Genomic DNA, 24176 nt, shown 5'->3' with positions numbered 1-24176 from the left:
TACATCTAATCTTTACAATTAGTAGTTTTTTGTAAATTATTATATAGTCGTTTGATAGTATGTACCCGTATAACTATTAAACCACCTAAAGCAAATTATTAACCCAGGATACAAAGAGAATCTACGACCCACATTCTTATTTGTATAATTACAAGAACTACTAATTGCTATGAACAAGTCGTTATTACGATCATTGCTCTTTATGGTAACATGTACACTGTTATTATTGAGTAATCATCTTTTAGGACAAACTATTGTTAGAGAATATAATAGCACTACTTATTCTGATCCCAATCAAATTATTAATGGTTGTGGCGGTCTCGCTATTCAATTTAGTGTAAGCCCTCAGTCTGGGCATAACTACTCTAATTATTCATGGTCTATCATTTCAGGAGGCACTCCTACGCCTTTTTCAAGCTTAGCTAATCCATTCGAACAGTTTAACACACCTGGGTTATATAGTGTTTCTGTTACTTATGATGATGATGTTGACGGCACCGTAACATTGAGTACAGCCGTTAATTCTATAGTAGTTTACAATCAACCTAGTGGGTCTTTTTATGCCGATCGAACAAATGTATGTGTAGATGATAATGTAACCCTCTACAATACCACTCCAGGTACATTTTCGTCCATGGAATTCTTAGTTGATAATCAATTATACACTGTCAACGGTGATTCCGCAGTCATTACCGTAAATAACCCTGGTCAATTTGAAGTTGCACTTAGTGGTACAAGTTCTGATGGATGTTCATTCATCTATCGTGAAACTAATTTTTTAACTGTCCAAGCTCCTTTTACATCCACATTCACAGCCTCACAAACTATAAGTTGTGCTGCCTCCCAATTAGTTACTTTTACAGCTTCATCTATTGATGTGAATAGTAGTTCTGTAAGTCCTACGTATTATTGGGACTTTGGTGATGGCACCCTTGACACCACCAATACCGCTACCATTTCACATACTTTTAATTCAGGAGGTGGATCAGACTTTACTGTTTCTTTAGCATCTTCTTTGAACAATTGTGATGGAACATCTACAGATACAGAAACCATTTCATTTAGAGATGTAAGTTCTCTTTACCAAGCTGCTGTTATTTCAGGTACATGTAATACTCATGTAATTACTTACAATCCTAATCCAATTGATCCTTTATTCACAGGAGGTACTATTGATTGGGACTGGGGAGATGGAACTATTGAAACAATAAATGTTGGTGATATAGCCAGCCATACTTATAGTAATGCAACTCCTACTCCTATTGTTGTCAATATTGATGCTAGTATAAATGGTATTGTCGATAATAGTTGTTCTTTTACTGACACTCAATCGATCCCTATTTTACCTCAAGCTGGTATTTCAATCAATGCTAATGATGTTGATTATTGTAGCAATAACTTTTCAGTAATTGTCAATGCGATCAATCTACAAAATGTAACTGATTTTTATTGGGTAGTAGATGGTGGTATTCCTGAAGGCGCCAATCAAATGACCGATACATTGAATGTATCCGGTTTTGGTCTTCATAATATAGAACTTTGGTTTGATGCTCAAACAGGTGATCCTAATGATAATTGTGCATTAAATACTATCGAAGTTTATTCTGCTCCGCTAAATATTAATGTAACAGGTCCTATCATTGCTTGTGAACCTTCAAGCGATACATTTACACCATCCGTTACTTGGACAGACCGTACAGGAGCGACAATTGCAAATCCTTTTACCGTTAATTCAGAATCATGGGATGTATTAAATACGAATACAGGTGTATCTACTAACTACACCAATAACCCATTAACTTTTACAAACCTTCCACATGGTCTTTACGAAATTGAACATACAGTCACTTTAGATCCAATTGGTGATAATGCTGGATGTTCTTATACTTCTACTCCTTATAATTATCAAGTAGGTGAAGTCTTTGATTTCCCTACGTTAAATGTCAACCCCACTACGATATGTATTGGTACGACTGTCAATTTTTCTACTACAACCAACGCAGATACAGCCGGACTTGGTTTGTCTGGTGATTACCCTATTATTTATGAATATCAATATGCTGGTAATTTAAACTGGGTCACTGTCGGACCAAGTGGAAATGGCTCATTTTATTATGGAGATATTGTAGATGATAATCGTGTTGCATTACCTGCTACTTTTCAAGTAAGTATTAGAGCTGTAATTAATGGATGTACAGGTCAACCAACAACAAGAACTGTGACGATTAATCCATCGGAAGCTGAACATGAATTGACTACCGATGATTGTACTCCTACTGTATTAAATTTCATCAATAATTCTTTAGGTACAGCAGATACTGATTATCAATGGACTTTAATTATTGACCCACCCGGTAATGGTGCTACTGACGCAGTTACTTGGTCATCAGTTGTCACTAAAGATGAAAATCATAATTTCTTAGCTGAACCTACCTTCCCTACATTTGTGGGGTATCCTCAAGGAGAAATTCCTGAAAGTTCGACCGTAGATGTTAGAATTACGGCTACAGAACCTAGTAATGGTTGTTCGGATGCTGAAGACACGACGATAGTCATGCCTGGACCACTTCCGATACTTGCTCCAACCCCTTCTACATCAACAGGCACATGTATCAATCAAAATTTAACTTTTGATGCAGGTGATGGCAATTTAGGAGCCGTTTATAATTGGAATTTCACTCAAATTGCAGACCCTACAATACAATTTAATTTTGCTAGTAATACGAGTATTGTCAATACTTCATTTCCCATACCAGGTAATTATAATGGAACAGTTTCCGTCACAACAGCTGGTGGATGTACTTTCTCTGAAACTTTAGGACCAATTCAAATCACAGGTGGATCAGTCACCGTAACTGGGGCTGCTACCGCTTGTGTTAATCAAAGTCTCACCTTCCAAGGTACTAATTTGATGTTTTCTCCTACCAACCCCACCTATGAATGGTTTGTTGATGGAGCTTCTCAAGCATCAGGTACTGTTCCTGGAAGTGGTATTGTTCCTGATTTAACAGGAGTAGTATTTACCACACCAAACTCACCACAAAGCCTTGCTCATACCATTACTTTAGTATTAACTGTTAATGGATGTTCTGCCAATTACACACATGACATAACGGTTACTAAACCTGAGTTCACATTCCCAAATCCTCATAGTAATTTCGTTTCTTTTGATTATATCTGTGATGAAGTAATCACAGTACTTGATTTAGATTTAGATGCAAACGAAGTATACAATTTAAATACTGCCACTATTGATTTCTTTACGGGTGGTGTTGGAGTTGGTCAAATTACCCCAAACACTTTAACTAATGATCAAGCTAGATTATCTCTTCCTGCTGGTGCTTATACATTAACTGTGCAAGTAACTGATGAAAATGGTTGTTCTGATAATGAAGACCTTGTTTTCACAGTACCTACAATGAGAGAACTAGAGGCGAGATTCACTCCTAACGTAACTAATTTGGTTTGTCCTGGTTTTGTAAGTTTTAGGGATAATGCCGATGAAACTGCTGGGAACACTCAAAGAAGAGATGATTTAGATATTTCAAATAATTTATATGATGTAGATATAGCACTTTGGGAATGGGACTTTGATAACGATGGAAGTACAGATGCCACCACAACCACAGGTGCAGTAACCCATTATTATGATTCGCCAGGTACATATGATGCAACAGTAACTGTAACTGATGATCACGGATGTCAGCACACAGCAGTTCCTATATCTATTACTGTTGGCGGTACTTCAGGTAGTTATGAAATTCTTAAGAAAATAGGATTTGCTCCCGCTACTACTCAGATGGTTGCCTTCCCTGTTGATGATCCAAATACTGATATTACCAATACAATTTACCAATGGTCTTCTGGTGATGGTCAATTGGGTACAGATAGTTTAAATACTTTCGTTTATAGCTCTACTTTGGGAGGGGCTCCTATTAGTACGTTCACTCCTAATTTGACTTTCATTGATGAAAACGGCTGTTCTTATCCAGCAGCATACTCAGGAGATATGACGGTATTAAGTTGTCCTGATATATCATCCAATGACATTACTTTATGTACGGATATTGGTAGCTACAATTTGAATGTAGAGGATATGGCTTGGAATAGCTCATACAATACTTCAGATACCATTGAAACTACAGAATACATGTACTATTGGGATTTAGAATACCAATGGTATGTGGATGGAACTTTAATTAGTGCTGCTGATGGTGGTACTGATCCTGATGTCACTTTTATACATGGACCTAGTTACTCTACTCCTTGGACTGTAAATCCTAATGTAGCTACAGGAAGGCTTTATAGAATTGAAGCTAGAATTGTAACCAATTATATTGATAAAATTGATCCCACAAATAATAGTACCGGTCAGACAGAATGTATGATGTCCGATGATATACGTGTTATTTACAACGCTACTCCTGTGGCAAACTTCACCAATACTGAAGTCTGTGAAGGATCTCCCACAACATTAGATGCTAGACCTACCGATTTTGGTATATATAATGATGCTCCCATTGCTCAATTTGAATGGGATATTGATAACGATGGAACCTACGACATTACCACAACTGATAGTGTGACTACTTATACTTTCCCTAATCAAGGGATTTACATTGTCAATTTAAGAACCACATCTGCGGATGGATGTATTGATACATTCACTGAAAATAATGTAGTGATTAATGCAAATCCGACAGCCAATTTTACTTATCAAAATGTCTGTCAAACCAGTAATGTAGCCTTTGTTGATAATTCGACTATTACTCCTGTAACCGATGATGAAATAGTACGTTGGGATTGGGATTTCAATTCCAATGGTACTATTGATTTTGGTGGTACAGACACATTAGCCCACCGTTTTCCAACCATCGATTTTTCTACTCAATTAGATGGCAATGGCTCTTTAATTGGTAATGACCAAGTATTAACAACAAGTTTGACTGTTACTACCAATAAAGGATGTACTCATACTTTTGTAGCCAACTCCAATAACACTTTGGTGTACATGTTTAACAATCCAGATTCTGAATTAGAAGCAGAAAGATTGTCTGATGGTGTTCCAAATGAAGTTTGTTTGGGTCAAGCCATGCAGTTCAGAGATCGTTCAACAGTAGATAATACCAACTTAGCTACATTTATTGGAGCAGGTGATATTCCTGCCAATGTAAACGACATCATTGCATGGTATTGGGATTTTGGAGATGGAAACACTTCTAATGCACAAGATCCACAACATACATATGCAACAGCAGGAGCCTATAATGTTAGTCTTATTGTGACTACGGCAAGAGGTTGTAATGACGTTGACAATATCTCCGTTAATGTTAGAGAAAATCCAGATCCAGAAATTGGTCAAGATAGTATAATTGTCAATGATGATGTAACCGTTCAATTAAGGCCAGTTGCCAATAACATGACCAATTTTGCTTATCAATGGTCTGTCTTATCAGGACCCACCAACGGTACAGTAACCCAATCAGCTTTAAATATTCATAATGCTACAGTAGATACCGACGAAACGGATTTTAATAATGGAGAAAGTGTGATCGACATTCGTTATCAATTAGAAATTATTGATAATAACTTCCCTACTGCCTGTACTACTTATGATACGGTAGATGTACAATTCCATAGAGTACCGAGAATTGATTTAGATACTACTTTAGTAGATTGTGGCACTTCAGCATCCTATGTCGCTCAACCTTTTGGTACGGAAATAATTAGCGGCTTTAATTATGCTTGGAGTAATGTTGTTACTTCTGGCGGTACAGTGAACATCACTGATCCTTCTTTACAAGATTTCACGATCACCCCAAATACTTTTGATGCAGGAAGTACACGTATTCATGCTAAATATTATATTGATGTAACCAATTCAATTGGAGGTGCTGATAGAGACAGTATTGAATTCTATTTCTACAGACAACCTGATTATTCTGATTGGGGACAAAATGTACCTATCTGTAGTACTGCTGATCGAAATGAATACACAATTAGTTTCACTCCTTTTGATACAGAATCATTACCTCACGGCAATGGCTACAACTACTCTTGGAGTATGACAAGTAATGTAGCTGATCACAATGTTGATCCTGCATTTTTAGGGGATTTAGTCAATCAAGTTACTACAAATACAAGTGATCAAAATTTAAGTTTAACACTAACGGAAGATTACTTTGTTGATGATTCGGTGAATCTAAGTTTTGAAATCACTTTATTAGTAGAAAACACTTATAGTTCTACTTGTCAGGAGGATACTACGCTAACGATCAATTTAGAAAGAATACCTAGAAACTTCACTTTAACTGATCCTAGAGTAGACCCATGTAATTTATCTGTGACTTTAAACCATCATACAGAAACTTTAGATTTCAATTATAGATGGAGATCGGTGAGTGTAACTTCTGGATACTCAGGTGCTGCTATTGCCGATTCATACAATCAAACAAGAACCCTGGCATTTACAGATGCTGACTTTACAAATGGAGCGTCTGAATTTACTGTTAGGATGAATAACAGAGTCAGGAAACAGAATCCTAATAACGGTTCAGATGCTAATCCTCATTGTGGACTAAATCGTAATCTTGATTTAGTTTTTTATAGAACACCAAACATCAACTTTTCGGAAACAAAATTAGGAGGAAATGCTTGTGCAGCTCAAGCAGAAATTTCATCGGGAACCGAAGTCATTTCTGGGTATACCTATTCTTGGAATCAAACCTCTATTTCTGGTGGTACTTTATCTGAAGATGCATTAAATAATAAAGATATCAACCTAACAGTTGCAAGTTGGGATTTGAATCAAACTATTATTACTGCCACTTATGAATTAACGGTGAGTAATACTAATTCTCCTACTTGTGTGGATGTAGAATCTTATACCATTCAATTCTTTAGAACACCAGAAATTGATTACACTCCGTCATCTATCAATTGTATTTTAACGGATACTATAACAGCGAATAGTGAAGCTTTAAGTGGTGCGACCTTCTTTTGGAATGTCAATAGCTTAACCGGTGGTACTATCGATTCAACCAACAATGGAAATCAATACATTATTGAAGTAGATAATTTTGATGTTGGCTCACACCGATTGGATGCTCAGTATAATCTCCAGATTATGAATAGTACCATGAGTGCTTGTGATGACGATTCTACTTTTGATATTACATTTTACAGAACACCTGATATTACTTTTGTGCAAACAAGAACAGATTCATGTGCGCTAGTCAATACTTTACAACCATTCGGCACAGAAGTAATTGCAGGTTACAACTATACTTGGCAAGAGTTATATGTAAGAGGTGGTACGGTATCTACATCATCTTTAAGTGATCAAAACCTTACGGTTACTGCAAATACCTTCGATCAAGATACCGCCTACATTGTGGTGGCCTATGAATTAACTGCTAGAAATACCGATTCATTTGGTTGTACTGATATTGATACCATAGAATTTAAGTTCTATAGAACACCTAATGTAGATAATTACACCGCTACAACTCCTTTAGATGCCTGTGGATTATATGCCTTTGCATATCCTTTAGGAACGACCGAAATTATCAATCATTCCACTGGGTTTGATTATACTTGGACCTTTGATAATGTTACTGGTGCCGGAGCGGATGGTACTACCCTTCCAACTGCCATTATGGATTCAATTACGAATAAAGTAAATGATCAAAACTTTGGATTAATCATGCCGATTACTGCTTTTGCAGATGGTAGTAATGAGATCTTATTGTCTTTAGATCTTCATATGGAACATACAGACACTAATGTAACTTGTTCAGAAGACACCACCATTACTTTAAGCTTTAAGCGTCCTCCAGTAATTGATATGCAAGAAGTGAAAGTAGATAGTTGTGCCTACGCTTCCACTTTACAACCTTTTGGCACAGAAACAATTGCAGGTTTCAACTATCAATGGCAGATTACTGACATTACAGGGTATGACGGAAATGATGGAAACCCTGCCAATGATTTAAGCATTGGTAACTTAGCCAATACACAAGATATTAGTATTACTATTTCTGATGATGATTTTATTGATACGGAATCTAAAATTACGATAGCCTTACAATTGGATGTCAATAATGCTTTAGATGCTGGAAACACTTCTTGTCAGGATGTCTCTTATGATACTTTGACTTTCTACCGTACGCCAATTATTGACCCTGGATTTGCCTTTCATAAATTGTCTAATTGTGATCATATAGGTACCATTGAACCATTCCCTACCAATATCAATGGGTTTATGTATGTGTGGACTCCTGTTACAGTTAACGGAGGTGCAATTAACAATACTTCTTTAGCCAACCGTCAGATTACTTTAGATGTAGATTCATTCGCAACGAATAGTTTACAAATTGATGGAACCTATAAGTTAAGAGTTTTCAACTCAGAAGTTCCTTCTTGTTATGATGAAGAGAATGTCAACTTTGAGTTTTATAGAACGCCAGAGATTACCTTCTCTAATATGTCAGTTGCTTGTGCTGTTGAAAATTCTAGTATTACTCTTTCTACAATGAATGAAGCGTTTACGAATAATGGCGAATCGTTCATATGGCATTTAGATAACATCACTGGAGGTACGGTTGATTCTACCAATAACAATAGTGAATTTATTGTGGATGTTGACACTTGGACTGCCGATGCTGTTCAGATTGATCTTCAATATACTGTTTCCATTACCAATAGTTCTGCACATACTTGTGATGATGATTCCACTTTTAATTTGACTTTTTATCGTCAACCTGAAATAGAATTCTTATCGACAAGGGCTGATTCTTGTGCTCAAATAGAAACAATAGAAGCTTTCAATGGTGAGGCATTACCACTTTTTGATAGACAATGGCGACAATTATCTGTAACGGGTGGTGCAGTTACCCAAAATTCTGCGGCCAATGCTGATGTCTTGGAAGTGGTGGTAGATACATTTGCTCTCCACTCTACTCAAATTACTGTTCAATATGAATTGATTGCTCAAAATACTATTTCCACTACTTGTCTAGATACAGATACAGTTGAGTTTATTCTTTATAGAAATCCTGATTTTTCAATGTATGGTCAAAATGATCCATTTGGCCTTTGTGGAGGGTTATTCAGAGCTCAGCCTCTAGGTATGTATGAAGTCATTAATCACGGTAGTGGGTTTGATTACCAGTGGACATTAGATCCTGGGTCTGTTATAGGAGCTACAGGTGGAGTATTAATTAGTTCTGTGATGGATTCTATTAGCTATTATTCTAATAGACAAGATATGGAATTGAGAATGCCTGATGCTGCTTATGCTGATGGCAGTAACATGATTCAGTTCAATATGACTTTGGAAATGAAACACTCTAATCCAAATTTAGCAGCTTGCTCAACAACCGATACTACGATCTTATTCCAATACCTTCGTTACCCTGATATCAACCTAACAGAAACTCGTACGGATTCATGTGACTTAGCAACTACTGTTCAGCCTTTTGATACGGAAGTAATCAATGGCTATAATTACTATTGGGACATCACAAGTATTACTGGATATGATGGTAGTACTTATAATGCAGGTGATACTTACTCTACTCAAAACACAACTTTTAGTGTCACTGATGCTGATTTTGATGATGCAGGATCTCATATTGTTATCAGCTTACAATTAAGAGTGGAAAATCAATTAGCTCCAGCAGATATGTCATGTACTAATGTTGAAACTATTGATATACATTTCTACAGAACACCTGATATTCAAAATCCTTTCTTAGCACAAAAGGCCAATCAATGTGATTGGATAGCTAGTGCTTCTCCTTTCCCTACGGATGTCAATGGGTACACTTATGTATGGTCTATTGACTCTATTAGAAATGGTGCAATTACAGACAATTCCGCTTTAGCGCAAAGGGAATTAAATGTACAAGTGGATAGCTTCAACACCTTAGAGTCTATCATGTATGTGCATTACAAATTGAGAGTGATCAATACTTTATCGAACGATTGTTATGATGAAGATACAGTGAGTTTTATTTTCTATAGAACGCCTGAAATACAATTGACCAACTTAACAGGCGCTTGTCAAAGTTCTATCAATGTTTCTTCTCATAATGAAATGTTGAATGATGTAGATTTTGATTGGAATCAGAATACAATTAGTGGAGGTACTGTAGCTACAATCCCTGCCTCGCCCGATGGTAATAGAGATGTGACGTTTAATGTAGGAAGCTTTAGCCCGGGTGCTTCTCAAATTGATGCTAATTATACCATTACGATGCTCAACTCCGGTGCTTCTATGTGTGATGATGATACTACATTTAATTTCACTTTGTTCCGTGAACCAGTTGTCAATCTTACCTACACAAGATTAGCCAATGATAGTTGTAGTAATGCATTAACCATGATACCTTTTGCTTCAGAATCCATTACTGGCTTCACCAATCAGTGGTCGCAATTATCAATTACCGGAGGTAGTATTACAACTTCTAGTTTAACAGATGAAGATCTCACCATAACGGTGGATACTTTTGCAACGAATGCTACCCGTATCGATACTCAATATGGTTTCAAGTCATTCAATACAAATAGTGCTGCTTGTACCGATTCTTCGAGTTTATCGACTACCCTTTTCCGTCAACCTGATTTCACTGCTTTTGTTGAACAAAGAACAAATGGTGATTGTGGGTTATCTATCGATTTCTATCCTTTAGGATTGACTGAAAACATTCCTCATACTATGGGTTATGATTATACTTGGACGTTGGATGCTCTCAATATAACTGGAGCAGGTGCAGATGGGGCTACCCTTCCACAAGCCGTTCTTGATAGTATCAATAACCAAGTGAACGACCAGAATTTCTCTCTTGATATTCCTATGAATGCTTTTGCTGATGGAAGTAATCAGATTGTTATTCCTATGACCATTGAGATTCAAAATTCAGATCAGAATTCTTGTGTCGCTTCTTTAGATACAAATCTTATTTTCTATCGCCCTGCCACTATTGATATCCAACAAAGTTTAACAGCATGTGGAATTGAAAATATCATCACTTCATATGGCAGTGAAAACGTTTCAGGAAATTTTGATTTTAATTGGACTATAAATCCTATCGGAGGTAGTATTACCAACACTAGCCTTATAGGTCAAGATCTTACTTTAAACAATCCAGTATTTAATGCAGGAAGTGATACTGTTTTAGTTGATGTGACCTTGAATGTACAAAACAATGCCAATACCATTTGTCAGAAAGATACTGCGTTTAGATTCTATTTCTACCGTCAGCCTGATATTGTAATCAACCAAAATATGGTGGGTTGTGATACGGTGAATTTGATTAGCAGTCTTGGTACTGAAACAATCAATGGTTTCGATTACGATTGGGATAGTATCAGTGTTATTGGTGGTGATATCGTTATTAACGGACCTTATACAGCATCAACACAAAATATAGAATTTGCGAAATCTCTCTATGATTCTGGAAGTCATAAAATTGTTGCTGATTATACCTTAACAGTAAGTAACCAAGATACGCTCGGTAACTTCATTTGTAATGATATTGAAAATATCAACTTTAGCATGTTTAGAACTCCATATATTAATGTAATTCAATCATTAGGAGCTTTAGATTGTAATAACACCAATACCATCACTTTATTTGATAATGAAGACATTAGCGGATTCACCACAACTTGGACGGCTGTGAGTGTGAATGGTGGTACTGTTTCACTTTCATCAACCACTGATCAAACGGTTACTTTCGATCAACCTGTCTTTGATCCAACTTCAAATCAAATAGATGTTACCTATACTGTTTATGTAGAAAACTCAGAATCGACAACTTGTAATGATACAGAAACAGTCAGCTTTACTTTCTACAGAACACCTGATGCCACAATTGCAAGCATTAGCCCTACTTGTTCTAGCAGTAGTTTAACTCTTAACACCATAGAAAATCACATTCCTAATTTCACTTATAATTGGAATTTGATTGGTTCATTAGCAGATCATAATCCTAATGCAGAACCTTTGACTGCTCCAGCAATTAGTCCTTTAAATAATGCATTGGTGTTGAATACTCCAGTAGATCAAACAGGGTTCTTCCCTACAGGGGCAAGTCAGATGACGTATAGTTATGAAGTTGTTGTCGAAAATAATAACTCAATGGGCTGTGCAAGTAGAGATACTATTGATGCTGTTTTCCATAGAATACCAATCATAGCGGCTACTCAAAGTTTAGACTCTTCTGCCTGTGAGCAAATCAACATTATCCGTCCTTTTGGAACAGAAGTAATTCCAAATTTCGGTTACACTTGGTCGCAAGTAGCTATTAATGGTGGTAGTATTGATACATTAAGTACCAATGCTGGCCAAGACTTACAATTCTCTGTCACTGCATTCGATTCTTTAAGTCATAGAATTGATGTGACGTATCAATTAGATGTTAGTAATCAGTTGGGAGGATGTACAGATACGGAAACGTTTACTTTTACATTCTTTAGAACACCACAGACGGATCTTTCCTTGTTAAACCTAAGTCCTGTCTGTAGAGGTACTCAAGTGGTGTTATTCCCTACTGAAGCTAACAACCCAGGTTATCAATACACTTGGAATAGAATAAGTATTCTAACTGACAATGGTATTGATTTATTAGCTGGAAGTATTTTTCCAATTGAGAGCGGATTAAATACACACACTATTACATTAGATCACAACCCTGCCTTCCCTAATACGGGAGTGAGAGTTACTGCAGTTTATGAATTGCAAGTGATGAATATGGATAATGGTTGTATTACCTCCGATCAGGTAACGGTTGTTTTTGATCGTGAAGCAATGTTGGGACTTACGTCTTCTAATTTTAATGTCTGTGATGATACTGATCTTACTCTTCAGACCGTTGAACAACGACCTGACAATTACACCTTCAATTGGAGTATCGATAGTATTTATACAGATAATGCGTCTAGTATCAGTAATCTGATGAATTTCGATACCTCAATTCCAGGAGCATTAACTATTGATACTGATCCAAATGATTTCCCTGATGGAGCGGCACTTATCACTGCAAAAATAGATCTTGATGCGCAAAATCAGTTAAATAATAACTGTAGTGCTGATACATCTTACACCGTTACCTTAGCAAGAAAGCCAATGATATCGTTTACAGATAATCATGCGGAATGTGCTTTAGATACTGTTACGATTCGTCCGTTTGGAAATGAGACCATCAATGGATTTGATTATACATGGACTATTCCTTCAATCGATGGGTTCAATGGTACTACTGCAGATATTATCAACGGTCAGGATAACAATCAAAATATCAGTTTACATATTGATGATGATGATTTCATGAACGGTCGTTCTCAAGTTGAAATCACATTCGATCTAGCCGTTAATAACCCTAACGGACCTACCTGTGGAGACAATCAACAACATACTCTGATTTTCTTTAGAGTTCCTGATATTGATTTCACTGCAACAAAAGCAGGTAATGATTCTTGTGCGACTGAAATTAGTATTTCTCCTTTTGCAGAAGTAGTATCCGATTATCAGTATAGATGGAATAAGCTTACTGAAATCAATGGTACGGTGACTGAAGTAAATCCTAATGTAAAAGACTTAGTAGTCAATACTCCGATATTCAACCAAGGAGAAACTCAAATTGATGTGACCTATGAATTAGAGATCACCAATATGAATCCTTTGGCGACAAATAGCTGTGTAACTACTAAAGAAATTACGATTAGTTTCTTCAAAACTCCAATATTGGCCTCTACCCTTAATACCAATGTTATTGGATGTGGTACTCAAGCGATGTTTAAGGCATTAACATTCCCAATAACGGCTGATCAAAGAAGTAACTATGTATTTGAATGGACATTAAATGCTGTAAATGGCGGTACAATTGATACCTTATCAAATTACGATAGTCTAGAAATGAATAGGCTCACTTTTGATAGTGGTTCTGGTACTGTAGAGGTAAATGTTGATGTTACTGCAAGAAATGCTTATCAAACCAATTCTTGTTTTACCGTTCAGAATGATGTAGTTGAATTCTACAGAGTTCCTGTAAATACATTAACCGCTAGTGCTAGCGATATTTGTGAAGATCAAAATATAGTGATCCAAACAGGTGAGGAATTAGTCGCCGACTTTGATTATGTATGGTCTTATACTATTACAGATGACTTAGGATTAAATTCAGGTACCATTGATACTACTTCTCTAGGAACTGGAGGGCATGAATTCACTTTAAATAATCCTTCTTTCCCAACAGGTGCATCGTATATCGAAGTTGCTTTAACATTAGTAACCACACATAGAGTGAGCGGTTGTGCAGATACTGAAACCACAACGGTGCGTTTCCATAAGCAACCTACAGTTAGTTTAATTGCCTCTCCTATTACCTCATGTGAAAGTGGAAGCATTACCATTAGACCTACTCAAAGTGAAGTCAACAATTTTAATTATACTTGGGAACGAACGCAGTTAATTAGTGATGTTTCTGATCACTCTGGTATCAACCTAGTTGAAACACCTACTGTTTCTAATTATCAAATGGTATTGTCTGCACCTGAGTTCCCACAAGGAGCTGCACAAGTAACTGCTCGTTATAAACTGACGATCGGTAACCAAAGTAATCCTTATTGTAATTCAGCATCAGATTCTATTGACATTACCTTCTTTAGAACACCGATGGCATTATTAGGCAACGATTCTTTATTAAGTTGTAATACAACAACAGCAATCGTTGATCCTATTAATGAAGAGCACATCAATAATTTCAATTACAATTGGACAGTCGATCAATTGGACACTGATATACAAAATAATGATACAAGAGCCTCAGTGGGTATCAACAGTAACGGTGATTATGCTCCTAATATCACGATCAATACCATACCTTCGGATGCCTCTTATGTGAAAGCACATATCAGTTTGACTACTACAAATACATTTAATAACTGTGGTACATCAACCGATCAACAACTTATCACTTTCTTAAGAACACCTGAAGTGACGCTTCCTCAAACAGGATTGACGGGTTGTGATAACCAAATCTTTACAATTCAACCATCTGAAGTCAATTGGAGTGGAATGGATTATCAATGGCAATTAATTGATATTAATGGAGGTTCGGTAAGTACTCAAACGGGATTAGTTTCTCATAGAGCTACCTTTGCGGATCCTGTATTTAATGATGGTGCTTATCAGGTAACTGCAAAAGCCGTCTTAGAGGTAAGTAATAAGTTAGATGGTACTTGTAGTGCAAGCGATACAACATTAATCACTTTCTATAGAACACCTACGGCAAGCTTTGTTCCTGATAGAGGATTTGGTTGCCAGGGTCAAGTAGTTACTTTTAATACTGAAAATTCTATCTCTCCTGAGCCAAATAGTTTATACGAATGGGATTTTAATAATGATGGTGTGTATGATGATTCATCGAATGGAGATATCACTTATACGTTCAACGCTATAGGTACACATACCGTTAACTTGAGAATTACAACTCCATCAGGTTGTGTATCAAATATTGCAAATTATAATGTAGAGATCTATGAAGTTCCTAGCCCAAGGTTTACAGTGAATGATATTTGTCTTGGTGATATTGCTTCATTTATGAATACTACCCCTCAATTAGCCTCTAGTGGAAACCATGCAATACAAACTGTTGAGTGGGACTTTAACTATGATGAAAATGCCGGACCTAACTTTGGGGTATACAATACAAGAACCACTGATGCGAATTACCAATTCCCTGAAGCAGGTACCTTTGCCGTATTAATGCAAGTAACCAATGCAGGAGGATGTACTAATACTTATGTAGACAGTATTACGGTTACTGCTCCGCCAGTACTTACTATGCCAACAGATATTTGGATTTGTACTGAGGGCACTACAGAAATCACAAATACAACGGATGTACCTGTTACATACGCTTGGTCTACCGGAGAAACCACAGCAACTATAAATGTGGGTCCATCTGAGGAGACCACGTATACACTAACCGTTACCAATACTATTGGATGTACAACAACGCAAGATGTTACTATACATATTGTTCCTGATGTTGTTGATGGATTTAACTTCGAGTCTTGTGAAACAGACCCTGTTACATTTGATGGTAGAGTACCAGAATATCCTGGAGTGGTTCAGACTTACGAATGGAGTACTGGTGAAACCACACCGACCATAGAAGTATTGGAAAGTGGTACTTATACTTTAAAAACAATTGTAGAACATGAATCTGGAACTAGATGTGAGTATAGCCATGATTATACCGCTACCTTCTATCCTAACCCTAAACGTGTATTACAAGACACTACTTTCTGTTTTGAATTTGGTGATATTTTAGAAATAGCCGCAGTTGAAGGTGATAATTTCACTTACTCTTGGAACACAGGGGAATCAACTAGAGTAGTTACAAAAGATAGATCGGGTGTATTTACTGTCATGGTCATTGATGAAACACACGACACAAGATGTTCTACTGTGGATACTATTCATGTGAATCAAATTTGTCCAGCGAGATTATTTGCTCCTAATGCATTTACTCCAAATGGAGACGGTAATAATGATGAGTTCTTATTAGAACCTGCTTATGCGGTTGATATCGATTTACATATCTATAACAATTGGGGCGAATCAATATTCCATAGAGAATATACCAATTCATTTGAAGCAAGTACTGTTGGAAATGGATGGGACGGTACCTATAAAAATGCACTAATGATGTCGGGTAATTATAATTACACCGTCCGATATACTTCAGAAAAAGATGGTTCTGTTTTAGAAAAACAAGGAAGTATCTTATTGATAAGATAGCAATAGAAAAGGTTGTCACATTTCTTTATGAGACAACCTTTTCATTTAACATCCTATAAATAGTTCATGCATAAATATATTAAGTAAGGTCTTCTGTTATCAAGATCATTTTTTGATGTATGATTCCTGTTTTAATAGAAGGATATTTATCACCCAAAGTTTTGAATCCTTTTTTCTTATAAAAACTGATCGCGGTTTCTCTAGCACTTAATTCAATTTGGTTCATTCCAATAGCTTTACTTTTTTTAATGAGTTCATTCAATAGTATAGCACCAATTCCTGTTTTTTGATTTTCTTTCCTAACTGCCATTTGAGAGATTATCCCTATTGAATTCATTGTATGAAAGCGTCCAGTTCCAATAACTTGCCCCTTATTATTAATTAATACTAGATGATTTCCAATCCTTTCATACGCATCATTAATTAATTCTTCTGCATTCGTCATACCAGAAAAAAAACAATCAATTCTTATTTTCTTTGCTTGATCATAAAGTTCATCTTGATGATCTATATATTTTAATTCAAAGTTCATGTTTTATTTTTTAGGGTAGTTTTCTATTACCCTTCATATTGGTGTACGCTTACTACAATTCCATTTTCCAGCTTAATTTCTAAATAATCAGGATCGATATTAAAAAGTCTAGGAACGTGACCTAATTCGTAGGTAATACTTCTAATATTATTGGATAAAAAATCTGTTCCTAGTATCTCAATTACTTCAGTATTAGTTTTTCCTATCAATATTTTACTTTCAATAATGTCTTCAGACATTTTATATCTTTCTTCGACATTCGAATTCCACTCTGTTTGGTTAAAGTCGTTAGTTGGATAATATGATATTGAGAAAATCCATATCATTATTAGCCCAACATAAATTAATGGACTAAAAATGAATGTAGGAATTAAAGCTAGCCATTTCCTGTTACTATCAGTTCCAGCTTTTCGTTTTTTCAATCCCCATAAACAAATGAAATAAGTAGGAATAGCTAGAATTAGAATAATTATTGGTACTTCAAGGCTCATGTATTTCTCGAATTTTTATTGACTACAATATTAGATAAACACTTCCAATCTCTTAAAAAATTAGGCCACTGAAAGATTAATTGTAATCGCTTTGGTCATTTACATTATACACAACGTTCAGTGTATGGTGCATATGTCTAAGGATATGCACCATACTTATTGCTAGAATTAGATTATTGAGATTACCATACTTTGTTAAAGACACGCATTTTATTTCCTCCATAAATTTTAGCGATATCCTTATCTTTATATCCTCGTTTCCAAAGTTCATCTGTAATAGCAGGTAATATTTTAGCCAGTTCACCACAGCCAGATGCTCCTTTATTGAAAGCATCCACCATATAACCATCGTCAGCATACATTGCACTATTCTTAGCCACAAAGTCCATAGTAGGTTTAGTCGTAAACATATCATCAGTGGCAATACCTACATGATCTATACCAACGAGTTTTACATAATAGTCAATCATATCGGCACACTGTTGAGGCGTTATATCTTCAGGCCAAACACCATCCATCATCCATTCTGTAAATGTCGGAGATATGTATCCTCCTGATTTTGCTGCTCTTATCGCCTCTTCGTCAGTAATGTTTCGATAACACCCTCTAGGCGTAGCATTAGCCTCGTCTTTATATAATCCATGTGGTAATGAATGAGTAAAAACATAAGGAACACCTGGGTGATTTTTGTCCATATGATCCATAATGCCATTTGTCATTATAGGTCCCATATGACTCAAATCAACTATGATTCCGTGCTTCACCATTTCATCTATAACTGAAAGGCCCCAAGAAGTTACACCCGTTGTATTTCCGTTAAACTCGGCCAAGCATCCTGATCCTGCTCTGAATAAGTCGTTGTAAGACAATATCATACTACTGATACCCATTTCTTTTAGTGTGGCCACTTTACCTAAATCACCGTCTAATATTGTAGATGTTTGCGAATTCCAGATCACAGCAGTAGTATTCCCCCTTTTATGTGCTTCTTCAATATCTCTCACACTTCGAACAAAAATGTATTTATCCTTATCTTGAGCCATAGTTGAACGCCATTTCTGATTTTCATTCATGAAATTCTCCCAAGTGTGTCCCGCGGCAGCGAGTGTCATATCATGTCCTGTAATACCTGTTGCTCTTGCTCGATTTAGATAATCATGAAGATGTTTATCTTCAGTCCATCCTGCTCCATAAGGACTTGCAAAAAAACCAATGACAATAGTTTCATGTACAAATTTCTTGGCCTTTTCTGTAGCTTTCCAGATTTTGCTTTCTTCACTCAGCGGTGAAAAAGAGGATGCTACAGTAAAAACTATTGCAAATAGTGACAATACTTCAAGTTTATAATTTTTCATCTTTAAGTTTTTAATATTATGTAAGCGTCTTTATTTTTAATTAATACCACATAATGGTTAAACTGAGAGCGAGGAGGCACATCAGCCGAGAAGTGGAGTTTAGTTATTATTGTAAAAAATATAATTTATTTCGAGTAATTGACTTTAATATACTTGTCTTTTTTACTACGAACATAAAAATCATTATAATTTTTAATATTTGAAATATTTATCGCATTTAGAGTATCATTTAATACTGAGTCAAATGCTATATAAAAGTTTTGAATACCATTTATATGGATCTTAGATACGTTGAGATTTTTTGATAATATCTTGAGTTGAATGATCAAAAAGTGATAGAAAGCATATGGTCAATTTGTTTCAGATTTTCTAATTACTCCGAAAACTCAATCTCATTGTCGTTAATTTAATTGAATCAATAGCCTTGCAAATTCGTATTGTCAAGAAATTCTTGTCAGATAAAGTTCTACTTTGAATTGAAACTTATAGCTTTTCAAGCAATTCCTCTAATGTCTTAGGATTTTCATTTTCTTGCTTAGCCATTTCAATAGCTTTATTAGCGATTTCTTTGGTTTCTTTTTTATTGCCTGATTTAAAGAGGAGAAATGCATAGGTATCTAAATAAGCATAATTAGGTTTGCTATCAGTAACTTCTTTCATCCAATCAATACATTTGGTGATCACTTCTTGATCATCACACTTTTTATAAACATCCCAACATATATAATTTATCTCTCCTTCTTTAAGATCTCCATTATTTTTCCTTTTTTCATACACTTCAAAGACTTCAAGCCACTTATTTTGAGATTTCAACCAATCAATTTCAAAACTAGGTAAAATATCATCTATCCAATCTTGGCTAAGAGTCTCTTTAGTAAATTTTACAGCAAGATTATATTTCTCTTGATCGTTTTCTATGATCGCCTCATTAAATTTTGCTGATGCAATAAAGTATAGAAGTACTTCTACGTCTTGTTTTCCGTAAAGGTCAAAGTACCTTTCCTTATCTCTTGCAATGATATCTCCGACACTTGGTGGTGCTTTACGACCAAAGTAAAATAGTGTGGTAAAATCCTCTTCTACAAAGAAATTTTCTTTGCTATTAATAAAACTAACTATATCAGAAGTTTTTGGTTTAATATTAGTTCGATTCACAAAATCGATATAAAACTGAGGATACTTGGTCTTATTTATGGTATTTGAATATCCTTTTATATACTCATTTTGGTTATTTAATGCGACACTTTGCTCTGTAAACTCCAATACACTTTGACTTAAGGTCCTAAAATCATTTCCAGGAAACCCATATTTTCTGTTTACAACATAGCCTTTTGGATTTAAGACAATTGCAGTTGGATAACTACTCACATGATACTTTTTGGATAAATGGAAAACTGTATCATTTTCGGCATCATATTTCAGTAAAATATAATCATTACTCAATATTTCTTTGATGGAGTCATTTTCAAAAACAAGTTTGTCTAATTGTTTACATGGTGCACACCAAGTGGTGTAAAAATCAATGAAAAGTAGTTTACTTTCTTTGGAAGCTAATTCTTTGGCTTTTATATAATCTTGTTCCACAACAATTAGTTTTTGTGCATTTGTGGCATTATTGTCTTCTTTATTTGTTGAAGTTTGATGACAACTACACATGAAGCATAGTAATAGTAGTATTTGAAAGTTTTTCATATTGGTTTGGATTGTAAATAAGTACAATTGTGAGAGTCTGATTGAATTGAGACTTACTGTTTTTAGTTGAGTACCACAATGTTACAGTAACAATTTAAATTTAACAAGAAAACAACTAAACTATTCAGCAAAGGGTGCTATAGAAGTAATGGTTCAAGAGTTAATACTTCTCGTTTTAATTTATGAGTAAATAAAATTCACTTTTGAAGTAAAGAAAAAAAGACCCTTCATATCAATGAAAAGTCTACTCTAAATTCAATACTTTCAACAATGGATATCTCACCAACTTTGTTCAGTTAGGACTAAACTTTTTGGATGTTTAGCACAAATAATTGTTGTGGGGTTAAAAATCTCCGCCAAAATCAAAATCACTAGAGTCATAACCATCAGAAGAAGGTAATGGTGAATAATGATTAGCTGACTCAAAAAGGAAATTTTGATCGAAGGAACTAGAAAATGATTCTATTATATCCATATTCATTAATAAAGACGGTGACATCACATCATATATGTTTTCAAAATTGAAATTATGCTCTAATGCACCTTTCTCATTTGAGCCTAGTGATAGCTTAAAATTTAACTTTTCTATTAAATCAGCATTGAAATTTTCTAATAAAAAAATATTTGAACCTATATCCTGAAGAATCTCTTTGAGTTCTTTGGCTGTTAAATCTTTAGATCTTAATCGTGTATTATAGTGATCTAAACTTAGCTTGATTTTACTTTTTAGGTCTCTGCCCTTAGCGTTTAAAAAAAATATATTGAAATCCTTAAAAATAAATGTTGGATAAAATATACCGAATGATTTAAATTCTTGGCTTAATTGTAAAGCTTTATATCCTTGACCGTTTCCACACATGGGAAATACTTCTTTGATTAATCTCTCTAGCTGTATCCTTTTATTCTTAATCTTGAATGGTTCAATAAAAATATCTTGATGTATTTTTTTGTGTATTGATTGAATTTATTTCCTCTGGATATATATAAGTATAAACTTTCACTTCGGCTTCTTGCATGAGGGAACTTCCACTCCTGTTCTAAGATTAAAATATCAATAAAAACTAAATCATATAAAGCAAATTTTAATAATTCCGTATTTTTTGACTTTATAGGATTCAATATCATATGTGTTAGAGCAGGTGTAAATTTTTGAAAGTCCATTTGCTGTGCTGTTGCTTTAAAGAATACTAATATTGGATAAACCTCTTGGCGTTTATTTTTATGAATGGTTATATAACATAAGACATATAACCATACTAATTTAAATATTTAAGTCTTCATATTCATTATTCCACTACATAATATCCTGGTTATAAAACATGATAAGTATGATTTCCCCAAATTTTAGTCTCAAAAGATTCTTTTTTATTTTAAAGTATAAATAAACTTTCCATCAATAATCCATTACACTTAAATAGATTTTTTTCAAAAGCTTTCTCTCCTATACATTACTCTGAGGGTTGCTTTGTTTTACTTATCCCTTTCCCAGTAGCAGCATAATATATTCCACCATATATATGATTTAAAAACCATGTGTTTTCATAAATAAGATCAATATGACCTAATGAAGTATAAAATGATCGCCCTCCATCAAACTCATGGTACCATGATATAGGATGAAATTCACCCATGCCATTACCTTTAACATATCCATGACCTTCTTTATAGCCCCAATCTGCAGTAGGATTATAGGTTTCTTCATTCACCGTGATCAAGTAATTTAATCCTTCGACTTTTGCCTCTGTAAATTCATACCATTCATCTGTAAAAATCATTTTGCTTGGCGATGACTCCAACCCAGGGAAATTTTTATCAATGATATTTATTTGTGCTGTTTGAACAGTTGGATGAATAATAAACATACGACCTACTAGTCTAGTATACCATTCCCAATTATATTCAGTATTTGAAGCACCATGAATTCCAACATAACCTTTACCTGATTGAATGTATTGTTCAAAAGCATTCTTTTCTTTTTCATTAAAAATATCTTCAGAGGTACTTAGAAAAATGACAGCATCAAATTGGTTCAACCTTTCAAGGGTAATTGGAACAGAATTTTGCTGTCTTACAGCTTTGAAATTATGTGTTGCAGCCAATTTATTAATGGCTCTTACTCCTGCATCAATTGATTCATGATGCCAACCTGAGGTTTCGGTAATTAATAAAACTTGAAATTGTTGAGCATGAGATTGAAATGAAGCAATCATACTCATAAATAGTATGGTATAAGTAAAAAGTATTTTTCTATTCATAGCCTAAATTTGTTGAAGTAAAATGTATAATAACTACGTGAATTATGGTCAGTTTATAATTTTTCACCATCCAATTTTATAAGGTGTCGTTATATATTTTGACCGACTATGTGGATGTCTTTCTCCATAAACTCTATACACCTAATTGATTAAGGTTTTAGGTTCACCTTTAATACTTTAACAATATTATTGTTTCTCAAGTCTCTTAATTAAATCAATATTCTTTATCTCAATATCAGTTAAAAACTCGTCAGCTTTATCCAACTTGGGAAAATACCAATCCTTTTTTGAAAAATAGATCCTCAAGTCATCTGATTTAAACCGATAGCCATATCTTGCAAATACTTCATTTCTCATTAACCTTAACTCAGACTTACTATGGTTCTTAATATCATTCTCCGTCAGGATTTTACACGAAACATATTTATAATCTCCGGGAATTAAATAATTATCTGTATTAATTTTTATATGAGATGCCTTTTCTTCTTCACTAATAGTACACATAGAATGTAGAAAGTCATTCACATTAATAATTTTCTTTTTTTCATCCCAAGACTCAAAATGAACATAAGTCTTGTAGGTAAGGTAATCCTCTGGTACCGCTGCACTTTTATATTCAGGATTAGTTGGTTCACCTATCGGTCTTGTTCCTATCGTATGGGTGATAAATATTAAAATCGTATCACCTTTTCTTTCCCATCTACCTAAATCATAGATTTCACTATCCCCAATACAATCATGAATGAATATATAATCATTAGTAGACTTAAATACATATTTTCCTTTTGTACAATTTATCCATTCCTCTACCACAACATAGTTTTTCGGAAAATCAGCCGGGATATAATTTGCTTCAGAATTCGAATTCGACTCTTGAGCATATCCTACAGACCAACCTGCGACCATTAGTATCAATAAATTAAATATATGTTTCATCGATTTTTTTACAAACATTAGATGTATCCTAAAGCAGTTCTTCATCTAAGGTATTGTTATATCACGTTTTTTTATTTTGAAACTTCTGTTTTCAAACCAATA

Annotated in this window: 8 protein-coding genes; 1 reads left to right on the top strand and 7 read right to left on the bottom strand. The window is 34.8% G+C overall.

Annotated features, from left to right (window positions below; all coding sequences use genetic code 11):
• Window positions 1-169 precede the first annotated feature (169 nt).
• The gene (locus NH26_RS03270; protein ID WP_084812047.1) at window positions 170-16813 is read left to right on the top strand and encodes a PKD domain-containing protein; all 16644 of its coding nucleotides are present in this window, start codon (window positions 170-172) and stop codon (window positions 16811-16813) included.
• 79 nt (window positions 16814-16892) lie between these two features.
• Here the strand turns inward: NH26_RS03270 and NH26_RS03265 are convergent, their stop codons facing one another.
• The 7 genes from NH26_RS03265 to NH26_RS03230 form a co-directional block, all read right to left on the bottom strand.
• Entirely contained in the window at window positions 16893-17345 is a 453-nt protein-coding gene (locus NH26_RS03265; RefSeq protein ID WP_044225460.1) for a GNAT family N-acetyltransferase, read from the bottom strand.
• Window positions 17346-17371: 26 nt separating this feature from the next.
• Entirely contained in the window at window positions 17372-17836 is a 465-nt protein-coding gene (locus tag NH26_RS03260; protein ID WP_044225463.1) for a hypothetical protein, read from the bottom strand.
• Window positions 17837-18018: 182 nt separating this feature from the next.
• Window positions 18019-19191, bottom strand: coding sequence for a dipeptidase (locus tag NH26_RS03255; RefSeq protein WP_084812046.1), 1173 nt, complete (start codon window positions 19189-19191; stop codon window positions 18019-18021).
• A gap of 483 nt (window positions 19192-19674) precedes the next feature.
• Complete coding sequence (locus NH26_RS03250) at window positions 19675-20883, bottom strand: thioredoxin family protein (RefSeq protein WP_084812045.1); 1209 nt, start codon at window positions 20881-20883, stop codon at window positions 19675-19677.
• A 343-nt stretch (window positions 20884-21226) separates the two neighbouring features.
• Entirely contained in the window at window positions 21227-21742 is a 516-nt protein-coding gene (locus NH26_RS03245) for a hypothetical protein (RefSeq protein WP_044225466.1), read from the bottom strand.
• A gap of 589 nt (window positions 21743-22331) precedes the next feature.
• Window positions 22332-23138, bottom strand: a complete 807-nt coding sequence (locus NH26_RS03235; RefSeq protein ID WP_044225472.1) for a ThuA domain-containing protein — start codon at window positions 23136-23138, stop codon at window positions 22332-22334.
• A gap of 186 nt (window positions 23139-23324) precedes the next feature.
• The gene (locus tag NH26_RS03230; protein ID WP_158021875.1) at window positions 23325-24074 is read right to left on the bottom strand and encodes a YARHG domain-containing protein; all 750 of its coding nucleotides are present in this window, start codon (window positions 24072-24074) and stop codon (window positions 23325-23327) included.
• Window positions 24075-24176 lie beyond the last annotated feature (102 nt).

The sequence above is a fragment of the Flammeovirga pacifica genome (genome assembly GCF_000807855.2).
GTDB classification, from domain to species: domain Bacteria; phylum Bacteroidota; class Bacteroidia; order Cytophagales; family Flammeovirgaceae; genus Flammeovirga; species Flammeovirga pacifica.
The sequence above is the reverse complement of the archived record's forward strand: the minus strand, read 5'-3'. Positions and strand labels throughout refer to the sequence as shown.

What these genes read in the sequence shown, in the direction of transcription:
- NH26_RS03270 (WP_084812047.1), top strand. Translation starts at nt 170, where the DNA reads ATGAACAAGTCGTTATTACGATCATTGCTCTTTATGGTAACATGTACA.
- NH26_RS03265 (WP_044225460.1), bottom strand. Translation starts at nt 17,345, where the DNA reads ATGAACTTTGAATTAAAATATATAGATCATCAAGATGAACTTTATGAT.
- NH26_RS03260 (WP_044225463.1), bottom strand. Translation starts at nt 17,836, where the DNA reads ATGAGCCTTGAAGTACCAATAATTATTCTAATTCTAGCTATTCCTACT.
- NH26_RS03255 (WP_084812046.1), bottom strand. Translation starts at nt 19,191, where the DNA reads ATGAAAAATTATAAACTTGAAGTATTGTCACTATTTGCAATAGTTTTT.
- NH26_RS03250 (WP_084812045.1), bottom strand. Translation starts at nt 20,883, where the DNA reads ATGAAAAACTTTCAAATACTACTATTACTATGCTTCATGTGTAGTTGT.
- NH26_RS03245 (WP_044225466.1), bottom strand. Translation starts at nt 21,742, where the DNA reads ATGTGTGGAAACGGTCAAGGATATAAAGCTTTACAATTAAGCCAAGAA.
- NH26_RS03235 (WP_044225472.1), bottom strand. Translation starts at nt 23,138, where the DNA reads ATGAATAGAAAAATACTTTTTACTTATACCATACTATTTATGAGTATG.
- NH26_RS03230 (WP_158021875.1), bottom strand. Translation starts at nt 24,074, where the DNA reads ATGAAACATATATTTAATTTATTGATACTAATGGTCGCAGGTTGGTCT.